General features: G+C 36.6%; 10 protein-coding genes and 1 pseudogene. All 11 read left to right on the top strand.

Annotated features, from left to right (window positions below; genetic code table 11):
* Positions 1–41 precede the first annotated feature (41 nt).
* The 11 genes and pseudogenes from MHH66_RS27625 to MHH66_RS27575 all read left to right on the top strand — a co-directional run bounded on the left by MHH66_RS27625 (position 42) and on the right by MHH66_RS27575 (position 14,719).
* Positions 42–554, top strand: coding sequence for a hypothetical protein (locus MHH66_RS27625; protein WP_078185339.1), 513 nt, complete (start codon positions 42–44; stop codon positions 552–554).
* Positions 551–3,166 (top strand): CD3337/EF1877 family mobilome membrane protein, encoded by a 2,616-nt coding sequence (locus tag MHH66_RS27620; RefSeq protein ID WP_078185340.1) that lies wholly within the window; start codon positions 551–553, stop codon positions 3,164–3,166. The genes MHH66_RS27625 and MHH66_RS27620 overlap by 4 nt, the downstream gene beginning before the upstream one ends.
* A 62-nt stretch (positions 3,167–3,228) precedes the next feature.
* Positions 3,229–4,338 (top strand): peptidoglycan DD-metalloendopeptidase family protein, encoded by a 1,110-nt coding sequence (locus MHH66_RS27615; RefSeq protein ID WP_078185341.1) that lies wholly within the window; start codon positions 3,229–3,231, stop codon positions 4,336–4,338.
* Between the two features lie 15 nt (positions 4,339–4,353).
* On the top strand, positions 4,354–4,935 hold the full coding sequence (locus MHH66_RS27610) for a hypothetical protein (protein WP_078185342.1): 582 nt from the start codon (positions 4,354–4,356) through the stop codon (positions 4,933–4,935).
* 24 nt (positions 4,936–4,959) lie between these two features.
* A pseudogene (locus MHH66_RS27605) lies at positions 4,960–5,277 on the top strand (hypothetical protein).
* 72 nt (positions 5,278–5,349) lie between these two features.
* Positions 5,350–5,589: a hypothetical protein gene (locus MHH66_RS27600; RefSeq protein WP_100248627.1), complete on the top strand. Its 240-nt coding sequence runs from the start codon at positions 5,350–5,352 to the stop codon at positions 5,587–5,589.
* A 311-nt stretch (positions 5,590–5,900) separates the two neighbouring features.
* On the top strand, positions 5,901–6,107 hold the full coding sequence (locus tag MHH66_RS27595) for a hypothetical protein (protein WP_078185343.1): 207 nt from the start codon (positions 5,901–5,903) through the stop codon (positions 6,105–6,107).
* 585 nt (positions 6,108–6,692) lie between these two features.
* On the top strand, positions 6,693–7,049 hold the full coding sequence (locus MHH66_RS27590) for a hypothetical protein (RefSeq protein ID WP_078185344.1): 357 nt from the start codon (positions 6,693–6,695) through the stop codon (positions 7,047–7,049).
* 605 nt (positions 7,050–7,654) lie between these two features.
* The gene (locus MHH66_RS27585) at positions 7,655–8,530 is read left to right on the top strand and encodes an Rpn family recombination-promoting nuclease/putative transposase (protein ID WP_078185345.1); all 876 of its coding nucleotides are present in this window, start codon (positions 7,655–7,657) and stop codon (positions 8,528–8,530) included.
* Positions 8,531–8,895: 365 nt separating this feature from the next.
* Positions 8,896–10,149 (top strand): MFS transporter, encoded by a 1,254-nt coding sequence (locus tag MHH66_RS27580; protein WP_078185346.1) that lies wholly within the window; start codon positions 8,896–8,898, stop codon positions 10,147–10,149.
* A gap of 13 nt (positions 10,150–10,162) precedes the next feature.
* Positions 10,163–14,719, top strand: coding sequence for a non-ribosomal peptide synthetase (locus MHH66_RS27575; RefSeq protein ID WP_078185347.1), 4,557 nt, complete (start codon positions 10,163–10,165; stop codon positions 14,717–14,719).
* Positions 14,720–14,721: the final 2 nt, after the last annotated feature.

The raw sequence follows: 14,721 nt of genomic DNA, 5'->3' as shown, positions 1-14,721 counted from the left end.
TAAAAGAATTCGAAATTATCTGTATATGGAGGATGAAAAAAATGAAAAAGACAAAATTCGTATCTGGAATGTGCGTGGCATGCATGTTAGTACTTGGTGGAATGTCTGGTTGTGGAACGAACGAAACAAAGAGTACAGTAAATCAACAAGAAAGCAAAAAGGAAAGAGAAATGAAAGAAGCGGATAAAGCCGCAATGGAGTATGTAAGAGCGTTTATTGATCTTGACTCAACGAAATTAGAATCGTTATTTTATAAACCATATAAATTCATGGAAGGTGGAAACTCACATCCAGGGGCAAATAAAGGTATAGAAGAAAGATATGATTTATATCGTTACGATTTAAAAGAAGGGAAAGATGAGTATTACTATCACGTAAAATATTATCACCCTGTTCAAGAGAGAAAACGAGTGATGGACTTGAAAATGGTAAAAGATGAGAAGGATGGTAAATGGAAAAATTATGAATGGGCATGGGAGGACAATTACAGTTTAGAGTCCATTGTTGGTAGTATGAAACCAACCCATGTTCATAAATGGGGGCAAAAGGAATGAAGAAATTACTTTCACTTTGCATGATGTTGGTATTTCTACTCATGCCGCTAGGGTCATCCGTTACCCTAGCGGAAGAAGAGAAAAAACAAGAGCAAACAGGGCAACGGATATCAGAAAACTTATTCAAAGGGTACACAGATGACGTGTATAAAGGAAAATATTACGAGGTGGATACAGAAGCACCTAAAAAAGATGAGAAAGGGGTCATAGAAAAAGTAGGTAGTTATTTCTTTGGAGAAGATAGTATAGGGCAAGACATTCAGCGTATGATTTATACGACTTGTCAATGGTTTGTGAATTTGGCTTTTAAGCTGAACATTATGCTAACGCAACTCACCATGTTTTTAGTAGATCAAGCGTTGAATTTAGATATTGTTTCAGGTGTAGCGGATAAATTAGCAGCATCCATGCAAAATATCTCTGGTATTGGTGAAGATGAAGAGGGGAATGTAAACTTTTTAAGTGGAGGGTTATTTCCATCTATCATTAGCTTGATGTGCGTATTATCAGCATGCTATGCAGCATATGTCTTTTTTATAAAACGTCAGCCGACAGCGGGATTAAATGAACTGGTGAAAACAGTGTTAGTGATTGCATTTATTCTCGTCTTTATTGGAAATGCAGGTACTGTACTGAAAACTGCAAATACAATTAGTTCGGAAGTTAGTACAACGATTTTAGCGAAGGCAACAGGTACAGTTGCTGGAGATCCAGGTCGCTCACAAAAACAGGCAATATCTTCAGTTAAGAAACAAATTTGGAGTATTTTAGTAGAAAGACCGTACTTATTTATGCAGTATGGGGAAGATTCAAAGGAGAAAATTGGTGCAGGACGTGTTGATGAATTATTAAAAACAGCACCAGGTAAAAATAGAAATAATATTGTAAAAGAGGAAGTAGAGAAAAAAGGTAATCAAATGATGAAATTAGATTCTGTAGGGGATCGAATTATCTTCACACTTATCTATTACATCGTGAACACATTTATAGGAATTCCTATAAATGCATTCTGTTTGCTGATTGTAGCTTTCCAATTATGGTTCCTTGTCATGAGTTTAATTGCACCAATTGTTTTAGCTGTAGCTTTATTACCAGGGCATCGTAAAGTCATTGAGAGCTGGGTAACACAATGGATTAGACCGCTCGCATTAAAAGTCTTAATGTCTATTATGTTGGTTATTATTTTCACAGTATCAGAGTTATTGTATGTGTTACCAGAAGCGGGGCTTGCGGGATATGTGTCGACAATGGTATTCCAAATTATCGTGTTTATCTTATGTTATATCTTCCGTGACAGTATTACAGCATCCTTCAAGAAAACAAAGAACATCTATAAAACGATGACGGATATCTCGCTGATGACAGAGAATTTTGCAAATCGCGGAAAAGAAATGGCAATGGATGTCGGTGGAGCAGTAAGTGAACGAGTTGGAGATCATTTTAACTCGGCAGCTGAACTAGTTGCAGCTGGTGATCCAGAACCGATAGAAAAGGGAGAAACAAAAGAAGAGGAAGATAAGAAACCAAAACTCGCGAAAGTAGATGTTCCAGCCGATTTGTCAGCTTATGAGAAGAATGAAGAGAGCGAAGAAGACGAAGAAAACAGTAAAAGTAAACAACTCATTTCTTTACAAGATAATGTGCAAAAAGAAGGGGAGGATGTGGCGGAACAAAATGAGCAGGATATGCCTGAACAACAACTTGCACGATTGGATCCAGAAGAATTAGAAAAAGCAATGGAAAGAGCTGAAGAAGCGGGAGCAATAGATATTGAAAATCAGGACCAAGATAGAGAATATGCGAGTTTAGGAGAATTTACAGATACAACACCACTAGAAGAGAATCTAGAGGAGTTACCACACTTAGATATTCCACAAGAACATATATCCGATGACATAGTACCAAATGATCCAGTAGCATTAGATGAAAATGTTATTCCAGAAATCATGCCAGAACAAGTAGGCACTAAAGGAGTTATTTATCCGCAAGATACAGATATAGATGTCCAGTCACCTATACAAGAAAATATATCTGAAACACCTACCATTTCAGCACTAAGGGAAACGGCAACTATTCCAGATTTAATTCCAGATGCAGTAAACCCAGATGGAGAAATTCGTCCACAACAAGAAATCGGGATTCCGGTAACGCTATCAGAAATTGCAAATACAAACGTAGGACCTACGGCGTCACAAGGAGTTATTGAAACGCCAATTGTATCTACACCAGCTGAAACAGTAACTATTCCAGATTTAATCCCAGCAACCATAACCCCAGATGGAGAAATTCGCCCGCAACAAGAAATTGGAGTTCCAGTACCACCTTCAGAAATTGTAACTTCAACTATTCCAGCAAATACACACGTGGATGCTGTGGTACCACAAGATGTTATTGAAACACCTAGTGTATCGACACCAAATGAAACAGTAACTATTCCGGATTTAATTTCAGCTACAGTAAGCTCAGATGGGAAGATTGAACCACGACAAGAAATTGAAGTTCAAACACCACCTGTTATTCCGGATGCTATAGCTGCTGGAAGTGAAGATTGGAACTTGCCAACACAGGAGCCGAAACAATTAAATCATCTAGGCTCAATGGAAGACAAATAACATTCTAGAGTGTGAGGGTATCCCTCACCTCTAGTTCCAATATGGGAAGGGGGAAGTAGGTGATGAAAGCACAAATTAAAGAGCACATCGATGAGATGGTGCAAGAAGAGCTTGTAAAGAATACGCAAAAAAAGAAAAAGAAACCTGGGAAACTTCGAATCTTTTTCTTTATCTTACTTGCTAAGATTTTCGGTGTGTTATTGTTTTTTAGTTTCCTTGTATTTGTATTGTTTGGGCAAGGAATTGGAAAGAAAGAGGAGGCGACGCCACCATCTACAGTCCAAAGTAATGGGATGACAGTGTGTCGTCCAGGTGGGAAGACAGTGACGCCGGAAGAAATCCAACCGCATTTAGGTGGTGTGTTCACGGGGCAGGCACAGTCTTTTTTAAACGCAGGAACACAAAATCAAATTGATCCTGTTTTACTAGCAGCGATAGCGAAACTAGAGACGGGGAACGGTACTTCAAACGCTGTTAAAAATTATAATAATCCAGGTGGTTTGATGGACCCAAGTAGTTCTCAAATGAGGGGATTCCAGAAGTTTGCCACACTTGAAGCAGGGATTAGCGCCATGGCGCGCAACTTATATAAAAACTATATCGGCATGGGGATTACAACAATTGAAGCAATTGGCGCCAAATATGCACCACCAGGTGCCGCAAATGATCCACATGGTACGAATGGGTTGTGGCCCATATTGGTAACGAAATTTGTCGGTCAAATGGGAGGACTGTCTTTTAATTGTGAAGCGGGAAAGCCTGGGGGTGTCGTGGATACTGGCGCAGCAAGCTCACAAGGTTTTATCCGTCCTATCGTTCAAACAACGATTACAAGTCCATTTGGACCACGCTGGGGAACAATTCATAAAGGAATTGATTATTCTTGCCAAGACGGTGTCACCGCAATTGCCGCGTCGAAAAGTGGCGTTGTAGAATTAGCGAAGTTTGGCGGCTATGGAAACGTTGTTGTAATTAATCATGGAAGTGGGTATTGGAGTTTATACGGTCATATGTCGTCTATTACGGTACAAGAAGGACAGAATATGGGAGTTGGCCAGCAAGTAGGTGTTTGTGGGAAAACTGGGCAGGTAACAGGTCCACATCTGCATTTTGAGATTAAAACATCCTTTACATTCGGGCAAGTAGATCCAGCGCCATTTTTACCACAATGATAGGGAGGAATGAGAATGAAACAAGCGATAGCAGCCATTCTAATTATTGGGCTCGTAATCACAAGCACCTGGTTATGGAGTCAAAATCGTGCATTGCAAAATAAAGTGCAAAAAACAGAGAAGAAATGGACGGAACAAGTCAAAGAATTGACAGCAGAAAATAAATCGCTCCAAAAACGGATTACAGTGTTAACAGAAAATACACAAGACAAAGGGCAGGAAGTAGCCAAAAAATTCGTGACACTTCTGATGCAGCAAGATAATCAACAAAAAGAAAAGTCCGGATTAACACAGATCAAAGAAATGGTGACAGGAGAGGCAAAGAGAAAGTTATTTGAAGCGCCTGAGGATGCGCATGGACATTTAATGGATTCTTCGCTTCAGATTCAGACAAAAGCAAACATTATAGATATGTATTACAGGAAGACGGCTGATAATAAAGCAGAGGTAAACGTGAAATACGATTATGTGGCTACGGTAAATAGTACAGAGCAACAACAAAAACACACGATAAAGCTTTATTTGATATTAGAGGAAGAAGAATGGTTTGTAGAAAATTACGAGTTTCAAATCAATGCAGGAATCGAAGGGCCATAATGCGGAAATGGAAGGGGAGAGGATATGAATCAAAATATATTACACGAGATCGGACATGAGATATTGCAGGAAATATTCTTACTCATTCGAAATGTATGTTCACATCCAGGAGAAGATTTTTATAGCATGAAATATGTGCGGGACATTGTTGATGCTATACATAATATCCCGCATTCCATTCAGAAACAGAGTGATAAGTTTTTAGAATTCGAGCTAAAATTGTTGCAAGAAACTTTACTGTATATGGATTTTTGAAAAGTAGCTGTAGAAAATGCTCCGTATTTTAGAGCATTTTCTACACATGTATATCATGTACTACAGAAAAGGCATGAAAGGATATAACACAATAGAAATGGGGCGACGGGGAATGATCGCAATTGGAATAGGGCTGTCGGTTTTGCTGATAGCCTATTTGTGTATCCAGTATATCCGTTTCAAGAGCGAAAGTTAGAACAAGGTAAATATGATGGATATGGTTTTTGGTTTATTCTTTGGACTGGATGCTCTATGTATATATCTGATCATGTTTTGCAAGAAAGTGAATTGCAATGGGGCATCAAAATGGGAGGAGCCATTTTGATGACAGGAATTGGAGTTGCATGTGTGGGAAAACAGCTTATATATGATTTGAGACATAAAAAATTACCATTTTAAAGAAAATGACTTTTCAGATTCGCTTGTAATCCTTTTTAAATGAAGTGTGAATACATTTTGGTATTAAGTGACGTTTTTTTCTTTATTCGTGTTATTAGATAGTTTAAATGGTTATAGGCAGAAAAAGGAGAGGGAAATGATTTTTTTAAGGGTAATTGCATATATTTTTTTAGTATTGTAATTTTTCAAGGCTATTGTAGCAGGGTTAGCTGGGATTGTGAAGAAACATAGTATAATCGTGAAAATATACAAAAATAAAACGCATGTCAAGATGAGTTGTAAGTGAACTTTTGAAAGGAAGTGGGGAAATCGTGATACATCGGTATGAAATTGATTTTTCTGTGATGTATGATGGAAAGGTAACAGACTTACAATCAGCAATTATTCCAGCACCTTCTTTAGAAGAAGCAACCATGAAATTACAATCGGAAGTAAAACGACGGTTAGGGAAATGTCGTGTCAAAATTGATCATACAAGTTTACTTGTTTCAGAGGATAGTCGATATACAATTAGATGAAATAAAGAGGAGAGTCTTGCGAATAGCAAGGCTTTTTCATTTGGAAATGGACATGAATCTTTCTTGAAAAGATTCCATCTGAACGGAGACTTTTGAATGTTAATTTAGATGTTGTGCGGTAGTAGAAATGTCAAAATTGTATTTCGTTTTTTATAAGAGCTTTTTGTGGAATAGAGACATATTTCTAAACAAAATCATCTATTCCAAGGGGGTATTAAGTTGCCGTTTTGAGAGGTGTCTTTTTCTTTTAAAAAGCCGACTGAAAATCTAAGTTAAACATTTTCGTTATAAGGTTCTTAAGGAAAGCAGGTGTATGTACATAAGTTATGCACCCTAACATAGACTTAAGCACACATACCTAGACATATGTGCTTAAGTCTATGTGACAGATGGAGAGAATTTCGGAATTATGGAGCATCAAAAATCTATTTTGGATACAAAACATAAGAAAAGAGTGCTTCTACTGATTGAAATGGATAGATTATATGATGAAGTGGAGAATTTTAAAGTGATTGAAAGTGTCTTGGGAAGGGAGTAGATTTTCTGTTATGATAGAAAAAGTAATGAATCAGCGAGGTGAAAGTAATGATTTTTTTGTTTCGATTTGATGTGACAGACAAGGGAATGGATTTTATTCTAAATGAAGAAATAGCAAAAGATATGTATCCTGACTTGGAAGAAATGCTCCGTGATGTAGTGAAATCTTTATGCTCCATGCTTGATTACTATAAAGTCTATAACAAAGAGAAAACCATCTTTTCAGGAGTCATTCACGATAATGGGGAAGCTGAGGTTACACTCAGTAAAGGTTTGGGAAAGTACATTGACGCATATACCAAGAATCAAATTATCTTTGAGCATGGAAAACTAATTACTGAACTTTGTACCACAATCATGGATCGGAGATCGGCAGAAGACAAATTAAAAGGAGAACGATGGTAGAGTATCGTTCTATTTTTATAAAAAGTTTGATTACATTGTAAAGATTAATTAGTGGCGAGTAGTTCAATGAAAATACGTGTTAGAAAAGCGTTATACATACGTAGAAAAATAGAGTACTCATGGCTCATTTGTTGTATACTAAAGAAGCTCAAGTAAGAACTATATTATGCGGTTTTAGGCATGAAAAAACGTCTTTTATCAGCACGTAAAAGACGTTTTTTATTTGAACATTATACATATAGCATGTCTTATGAGTAGTAAGACATGCCACGTTCAGAAAATGTGCTGACCCAGAAACGTATATTATCCCTACATAGCTTGTTGCACAAACAGAATCCGCAAGTCTATCATATCATAAATCAATGATGAAAAAGCGATATATTTCACCATTCCTTGTATATATTTCTAATTAGATGTATACTAAATATGGTTTCTTTTGTAAAATTTTTAGGTGTTTTTCAAGTCAATTTATGGTCGTTATCTAATCTATTGTATGTATCGGCAGTCGGGCTCTTATGTTCATCATAAGAGCCTATTTGCATGTTCAATTTGTTTTTATGTACAATAAGAAAAAAGAGATATTATCAGACAGGGAGAGGAAGCCCATGTCCAATCAAAAATTGGTCAATTTGCGCATTGATTTTGCATTTAAACAATTATTTGGTACATCGGGAAGTGAAGAAATTCTCATTACATTTCTGAACGCAATGTTAAAGAATTCGTTAGAATCACCGATTCAATCGCTTCAATTTGAAGACCCACATTTGCATAGGGAACATGAAGAAGATAAATTATCAATTTTAGATGTCTCCGCAACATTAGACACGGGAACTAGGATTAACATTGAAATTCAAATGAATAATCATCACGACATTCTAAAACGTTCCCTTTATTATTGGAGTAGATTGTATGCATCTCAATTAAAAAAAGGGAAGCCATATAGTTCCCTTCATAAAACCATTACCATTAATTTATTGAACTTCGCCATGTTTAAAGAATATGAAGATTTTCATACGACGGGGAAACTGTGGAATATACAACAGCAGCAACTCCTAAGTGACGATATAGAAATTCATATCGTTGAAATTCCAAAATTGCTACAGCAGTGGCGTGAGGAAAAAGTAAACCCATGGGAGGATTCGTTTGTTCGTTGGTTATTATTGTTACCAGCCAATGAAGATGAGCATTTAACACATACACTGGAGGAGATTGCGATGAATCAGGATCCAATTTTACAAAAGGCGATGGATAAATGGGAACATATGAGTCAAGATGCTTCTTTTCGTAAAGAGTATGAAGCAAGGGAAAAAGCTTTGATGGATGAAGCGGCCGGTATTGCACATGCATTAAATAAAGGGGTTCAACAGGGAAAACGTCAAATGATTCTGGGTATGCATCGATTACAAATCCCAATAGAAACCATTGCACAAGCAAGTGAACTAACGATTGAAGAAGTAAAGAAAATCATAGAGCAAGCATAAAAGAGGCGGACTTTGGACCGCTTTTTTTTACGAAAAAACACAACAAAGACAGTTATGCCAGACTGTCTTTGTTGTGTTTTTGATTTCGCAAGTGTTTGTACGTATATATCATATCAAAATAGCTTTTATCATACGAAAGAAAAGCCTATATAATAGCCATTAAAAATACCGAATAAATTGCAATTAGTACTACGGGTATATAATATTTATATCCTTAATATATTGATTAAATTTTCTGATTATAATATTTCAACTTTATGAAGAAGGAAGGTGGAAATTCATGTGATAGTATAGAAATTAGAAAAATCGAAAAAATATAATATTTCATCATTTTTAATTTTAATAAACTTAGGGAGCATGTTCTTATGAAAACTACGGATTCAAAAAGCCTATGGAGAAATGCAATTTATGTACAAGTTTTCTCTGCGTATTCCTTACTTATGCTTGGGGTATTTATTGATATGTTGGCTATTATGACAATTGTTGGATTTGAATGGGAAGTTGGACCCACCATGATTGGATTGATCCCTGTTGCGTATGCACTTCCAGGGATTTTATTTGGTTCTTGGGCAGGTGTGATTGCCGATCGCTTTAGGAAAATTCCAATTATGATGTTTTGTAATCTTATGGTGGGTCTATTAACAATTGTTCTTTTATTTGTTCAAAATATTCATTGGTTGTTATTGGTATTAATGATTCGTTCTATTTTTATTGTTTTCTATTATCCTGCACAGCAAGTACTAACAAGGCAGATTGTGTCCCCTGATTTGCTTACTAAAGCAGTAAGTATCAATGGAATAGTTGAGCAGGGAACCAAAATAGTAGGGCCGCTTATAGGAGGTATGTTGTTGAGCTGGTTTCAGCCAGAGTTCTGCCTCATTATAAAAGCGATAAGTTGTTTATTAGCTACTTTGGTTCTAATACCCACAATAAAATTCAAAGAATCTCTATCAAAGGAACTTGTTGAAAAGAACCAGCAAAGTACTTGGACTGCTTGGGTACAAGGGTGGGGGTATGTGTTATCTAATCGGATACTATTATCAACCATAATTTTCGTTACAATAGCTATGGGTGTACTACAATTAGTAGATGCGCAGTTTCCTACTTTATTTAAAAGTTTGTTTCCCCATGATAAAAATCAAATGGGATATATCATTTCGATTATTGGACTTGGGGGAATATTGGGTGCATTACTAACTCAGAAATTAAAACAATTTCAATATGGCTGGGTAGTATGTGGAGGTATGCTTTTAATGGGAATTGGTTTTGGGGGGATTGGTTTGATAACGCCCGATACGGTCTTCGTTTTAGCCTATTTAATTAGTTTTATCGCTGGTATTGGAAGTGGGCTGATGCTTGTATCTAATCAAGTCATATTACAAATAGAATCCAATCAAGATCAAGTAGGCAGAGTATTTGGTATTCAAAGCAGTTTAACAAACGCAGTTCTAATTATTTCTCCTGCTATGAGTGGTCCATTAGTGCATTTGTTTGGAGTAACTCAACTCTATGTTTATGGAGGGATTGGGCTTGTTATTATTGGAGTAATTGGAGTTTCACTGCAGAAATATTTATGGGCTAAACATAAACACGAACCTATAAGAGCAAATAATTTTTGAAGGGAAGATTTTTATGACCAATGAGGAATGTTATCCATTAAGCCATCCGCAGCGAAGAATATGGTATACAGAAGTTGTTCATTCTGATAAAGGAATATGTAATTTAAGATTTTTATTTAAACTTCATCGAAAAATGAATTATTCAAAATTAAACCAAGTTGTGAATCGCGTTATCAGTGAAAATGACGGTCTGTGCATTAGGTTAAAAGAAAATGGGCATCAGGAACCGAAACAATATTTTACTAAACATGAAGAACAAGAATTTGAGTTTTTTGATTTCAGTAATGTGGAGAATACAAATTTGCTTGAGGAATGGATTGAGCAGAAAACAAAAGAAACGTTTACATTATTTAATTCAAATTTATACTATTTCGCTTTAATAAAATTAAACGATAATGAATGTGCAGTCTTTGGAAATGTTCATCATATTATTATGGATGGTTTATCAATTCAAATATTCACTGAGCAGATTGCAAAATATTATTATGACATGCATAACGAGAATGAGGAAGGCGAAATTAAAAATTCATATGTTCAATTTCTGACCAATGAACAAACATACTTGAATAGTAGTCGCTTTCAAAAAGATCAAAAGTTTTGGTTAGAGGAATTTAAAACACTGCCATCTGTGACTGGATTGAAGCCTTATAATACGTACCAAGTTAGTACTAAAGCAACACGTGAGACATTTATATTAACGGAGCATTTGAAGAGAAAGATAGAAAAATTTTCTGAAGATTACAAAATTGGTTTATACACCCTTTTTGTTGCTGCTTTCTCGTTGTCCATGTATCGGTGGACCTCATCGCTTGATATTGGTTTAGGAATGGCTTACGGCAATCGTATGACTAAAATGGAACGAAAATTGATTGGAATGATGGTGAGTACAGTTCCTTTAAGGATGGATATTGATCCAGAAGAAGAAGTACTTTCATTTATTAGTAGGGTGTCCAGAAAACAAAGTAAATCATTGAGACACCAGAAATATCCATTTGATTTGTTATTAAAGCAGATTAATAAAGAGAATAACAGTAATGTGAGACTTTTCGGAACTACGATTGATTATAGGGATCGTGATGAAAGTGGTGACTCACTATGGATTCCAAACCGTGAAGAAGTACAAGATTTTGCAGTGCATATTGAAAATCTAATTGATATAGACTCTTTACATGTACATATTGATTATCGTGAGGAGCTATTTTCTAAGGAAGAGATAGAACGATTTTTTAACGTTATGCTAGTGATACTAGAAAATACTTTTGAAAACCCAAAGCAGAAGGTGGCTGAAATAGAAATCATTTCTGAGGAAGATAAAAGAAAAAGTTTAGTTGAGTTCAACAATCCTAAACTGGATGTCCCACCTCAAGTAACTATTCATGAAATGTTCGAACGGCAAGCGATGATTTATCCAAATTCTATTGCAGTTACGTATGAAAAAGAAAAAATTACTTATAAGGAGCTTAATGAACGTGCAAACCAGTTAGCTCATTATCTGCAGAAAAAGGGAGTAGGACCTGATACTTTAGTTGGACTGTGCGTTGAACGTTCCCTCGAGATGATTGTAGGTATTTTAGGAATTTTGAAGGCTGGTGGGGCTTATGTTCCACTTGATCCAACATATCCAGAGCAGCGACTTCAATATATTTTAGAAGATGCTAGCATTCAGTTATTCGTAACGCAAGAAAGTTTAAAAGAATTGAACTGGTTACCAGAAAATGTTGAGTCGATTTGCCTGGATCGTGATCAAGATGAGATTGGGAAAGAAAGTAAGACTTTGCCGGTTTCTAGTGTCGTTCCCCAAAATCTGGCATATGTAATCTATACTTCGGGATCAACGGGAAATCCAAAAGGCGTTATGATAGAGCATCACAATGTTATACGGTTATTTAAATCGACGGATTGTTTGTATCAGTTTAATGAAAAAGATACTTGGACGCTTTTTCATTCGTATGCATTTGATTTCTCAGTATGGGAAATTTGGGGAGCGTTATTATATGGTGGAAAATTAGTTGTTGTTCCGTACTGGATTAGTCGATCACCTAAGGATTTTTATCAATTATTGGTGGAGGAAGAAGTCACAGTTCTAAATCAGACACCTTCGGCATTCCGCCAATTAATACGAGTGTGTGAACAAGAAGATAAGAATAAAAATTTGCAGCTGCGTTACGTGATATTTGGCGGAGAAGCGTTAGAACCTATTGGCTTGTTACCGTGGTTTCAAAGATATGGGGATAAAGAACCACAGCTAATTAACATGTATGGAATTACAGAAACTACAGTTCATGTTACATATTATCCAATTACTCTAGATGATGTACATCATGCTTCGAGAAGTAATATCGGAAAACGGATTCCAGATTTAGAAGTGTATATATTAGATGCTTATCAACAACCTGTTCCTATAGGTGTAGATGGTGAGCTTTATATTGGCGGGGCAGGGCTTGCACGTGGGTATTTAAATAGACCTGAATTAACAGCAGAGCGCTTTATATCTCATCCATTTAGTAGTGATCCGAAAGCAAGATTATACCGGACAGGAGACTTAGCGAGGTATTTGCCAGATGGGAATCTGGATTATCGTGGAAGAATTGATCATCAGGTTAAAATACGTGGTTTCCGAATTGAGATTGGGGAGATTGAGTCTACTTTAAATGCATATGCATCTATAAAAGAGGCAGTTGTAATTGTAAGAGAAGATCAACCGGGTGATAAACGATTAGTAGCTTATGTTGTAGGAGATGGAAATGTAGGTGCGTGGAGAGAGTATCTTAAAGCGAAACTACCGAGCTATATGGTACCTTCGGGATATGTGACGATGGAAGCCATTCCACTTACAGCTAACGGCAAAGTTGATCGTGAGGCATTACCTATGCCAGAGGAAAAGCAGATTAATAGTGAATGTGTTGGCCCTCGGAATAGTAATGAACAGATATTGGCTACAATTTGGAAGCAAGTATTAGGTATTAAAAAGGTGGGAATCTATGATAATTTCTTTGAAATTGGTGGCGACTCGATTCTCAGTATTCAAATCATATCTCAAGCAAGTCAATTAGGGTTAAAACTTACTCCAAAGCAAATGTTTGAATGCCCAACTATTGCCGAGCTGGCAGAAGTGGCTATAGAAACGCAGGGAATACAAGCGGAGCAGGGGATTGTGACAGGAGATGTGCCTCTTACTCCAATTCAGTACTGGTTCTTCGAGCAAGAACATTCACGTCCGGAGCATTGGAATCAATCGATGCTTTTAAGAGTAAAAGAGAGATTGGACGTGAAGTTACTAGAAGGAGCGATCTTAAACTTACTAAAACATCATGATGCTTTACGTTTCCGGTACGAACAGTTACCAAATGGAACGTGGAGGCAGAGAAATGAAGGGACTGATGAGCATTCTGTACTTCATGTGGTAAAACGGAACAAAGCTAATGAACAAGCGTGGAATAAAGTAATACAAGAAGAGATGAACATTACTCAAACTAGTTTCAATTTAGTTACAGGTCCGTTAATGAGAGTAGTTTACTTTGAGGACACCTTGTCTGGAAATGATCGAATATTCTGGGTGATTCATCATTTAGTAGTAGATGGGGTATCTTGGAGAATTCTATTGGAAGATTTACAGGCGGTATATAACCAGATGAAACAAGGTCAAGGAGTTCGCCTACCTGCGAAAAGTACATCTTTTAGAGAGTGGTCGGAACGCCTGCAGGCATACAGTGATTCGGGTATTCCAAAAGAAGTACAAGATTATTGGAATGAACGGGTAGAAAAAGAAACGATGAAAATTCCAATGGACTATCCAATGCAAGAAACAACAGAAGAATCGATTGATCAAGTGACGAGGACTTTAGGAGTAGAAGAAACACATGCATTGTTACAAGAAGTTCCAGTGACTCATAAGACAAGGATTAATGAGGTACTATTGGCGGCATTAGGACAAGCTATCGTCGATTTTACAAATCAGCAAACGGTTTCTATTCATCTAGAAGGACACGGGAGAGAAGAGATGGTTGAAGGTATTGATCTATCACGGACAGTGGGCTGGTTCACGAGTATTTCTCCTGTTCATCTGAATTTTCAAGGAACTAAAACACCTATTGAAGGATTAAAGGCTGTAAAAGATCAATTGCGTCAAATTCCGAATCGTGGAGTTGATTATGGTATTTTACGTTACTTGAAAAAAGAATTACTTCCGTTTTATCAGCAAAAGCCTTCAATAAGCTTTAACTATTTGGGCCAATTTGATCAAGTGTTTTCAAAGGAATCTTTATTTATGCAAGAGACAGGGTTTACATTTTTAGATCATGCTCCAGATTCCAAGCCATCGCATCTAATTGATGTTATCGGTATGGTAAAAGATGAGAAGTTACATTTTATTTGGATATATAGTAGAGAACAGTTTTCTAGATTAAAAATTCAAGCGATAGCAGATGGTATGTTGAGGCATCTTCGTCAGCTTATAAATAAACCAACATCAGAGTCAGCTTTTACAGTATCAGATTTTGCTGATGCTGAGGATCTTACGGAAGAAAGCTTGAGCAAAGTATTACTTAAATTAACAAAGAAGAGGGTGTAAAG

It is taken from the genome of Bacillus sp. FSL H8-0492 (assembly GCF_038006145.1).
GTDB classification, from domain to species: Bacteria; Bacillota; Bacilli; order Bacillales; family Bacillaceae_G; genus Bacillus_A; species Bacillus_A mycoides.
This window is presented reverse-complemented; position numbering and strand designations above follow the sequence as displayed.

What these genes read in the sequence shown, in the direction of transcription:
- MHH66_RS27625 (WP_078185339.1), top strand. Translation starts at nt 42, where the DNA reads ATGAAAAAGACAAAATTCGTATCTGGAATGTGCGTGGCATGCATGTTA.
- MHH66_RS27620 (WP_078185340.1), top strand. Translation starts at nt 551, where the DNA reads ATGAAGAAATTACTTTCACTTTGCATGATGTTGGTATTTCTACTCATG.
- MHH66_RS27615 (WP_078185341.1), top strand. Translation starts at nt 3,229, where the DNA reads ATGAAAGCACAAATTAAAGAGCACATCGATGAGATGGTGCAAGAAGAG.
- MHH66_RS27610 (WP_078185342.1), top strand. Translation starts at nt 4,354, where the DNA reads ATGAAACAAGCGATAGCAGCCATTCTAATTATTGGGCTCGTAATCACA.
- MHH66_RS27590 (WP_078185344.1), top strand. Translation starts at nt 6,693, where the DNA reads ATGATTTTTTTGTTTCGATTTGATGTGACAGACAAGGGAATGGATTTT.
- MHH66_RS27585 (WP_078185345.1), top strand. Translation starts at nt 7,655, where the DNA reads ATGTCCAATCAAAAATTGGTCAATTTGCGCATTGATTTTGCATTTAAA.
- MHH66_RS27580 (WP_078185346.1), top strand. Translation starts at nt 8,896, where the DNA reads ATGAAAACTACGGATTCAAAAAGCCTATGGAGAAATGCAATTTATGTA.
- MHH66_RS27575 (WP_078185347.1), top strand. Translation starts at nt 10,163, where the DNA reads ATGACCAATGAGGAATGTTATCCATTAAGCCATCCGCAGCGAAGAATA.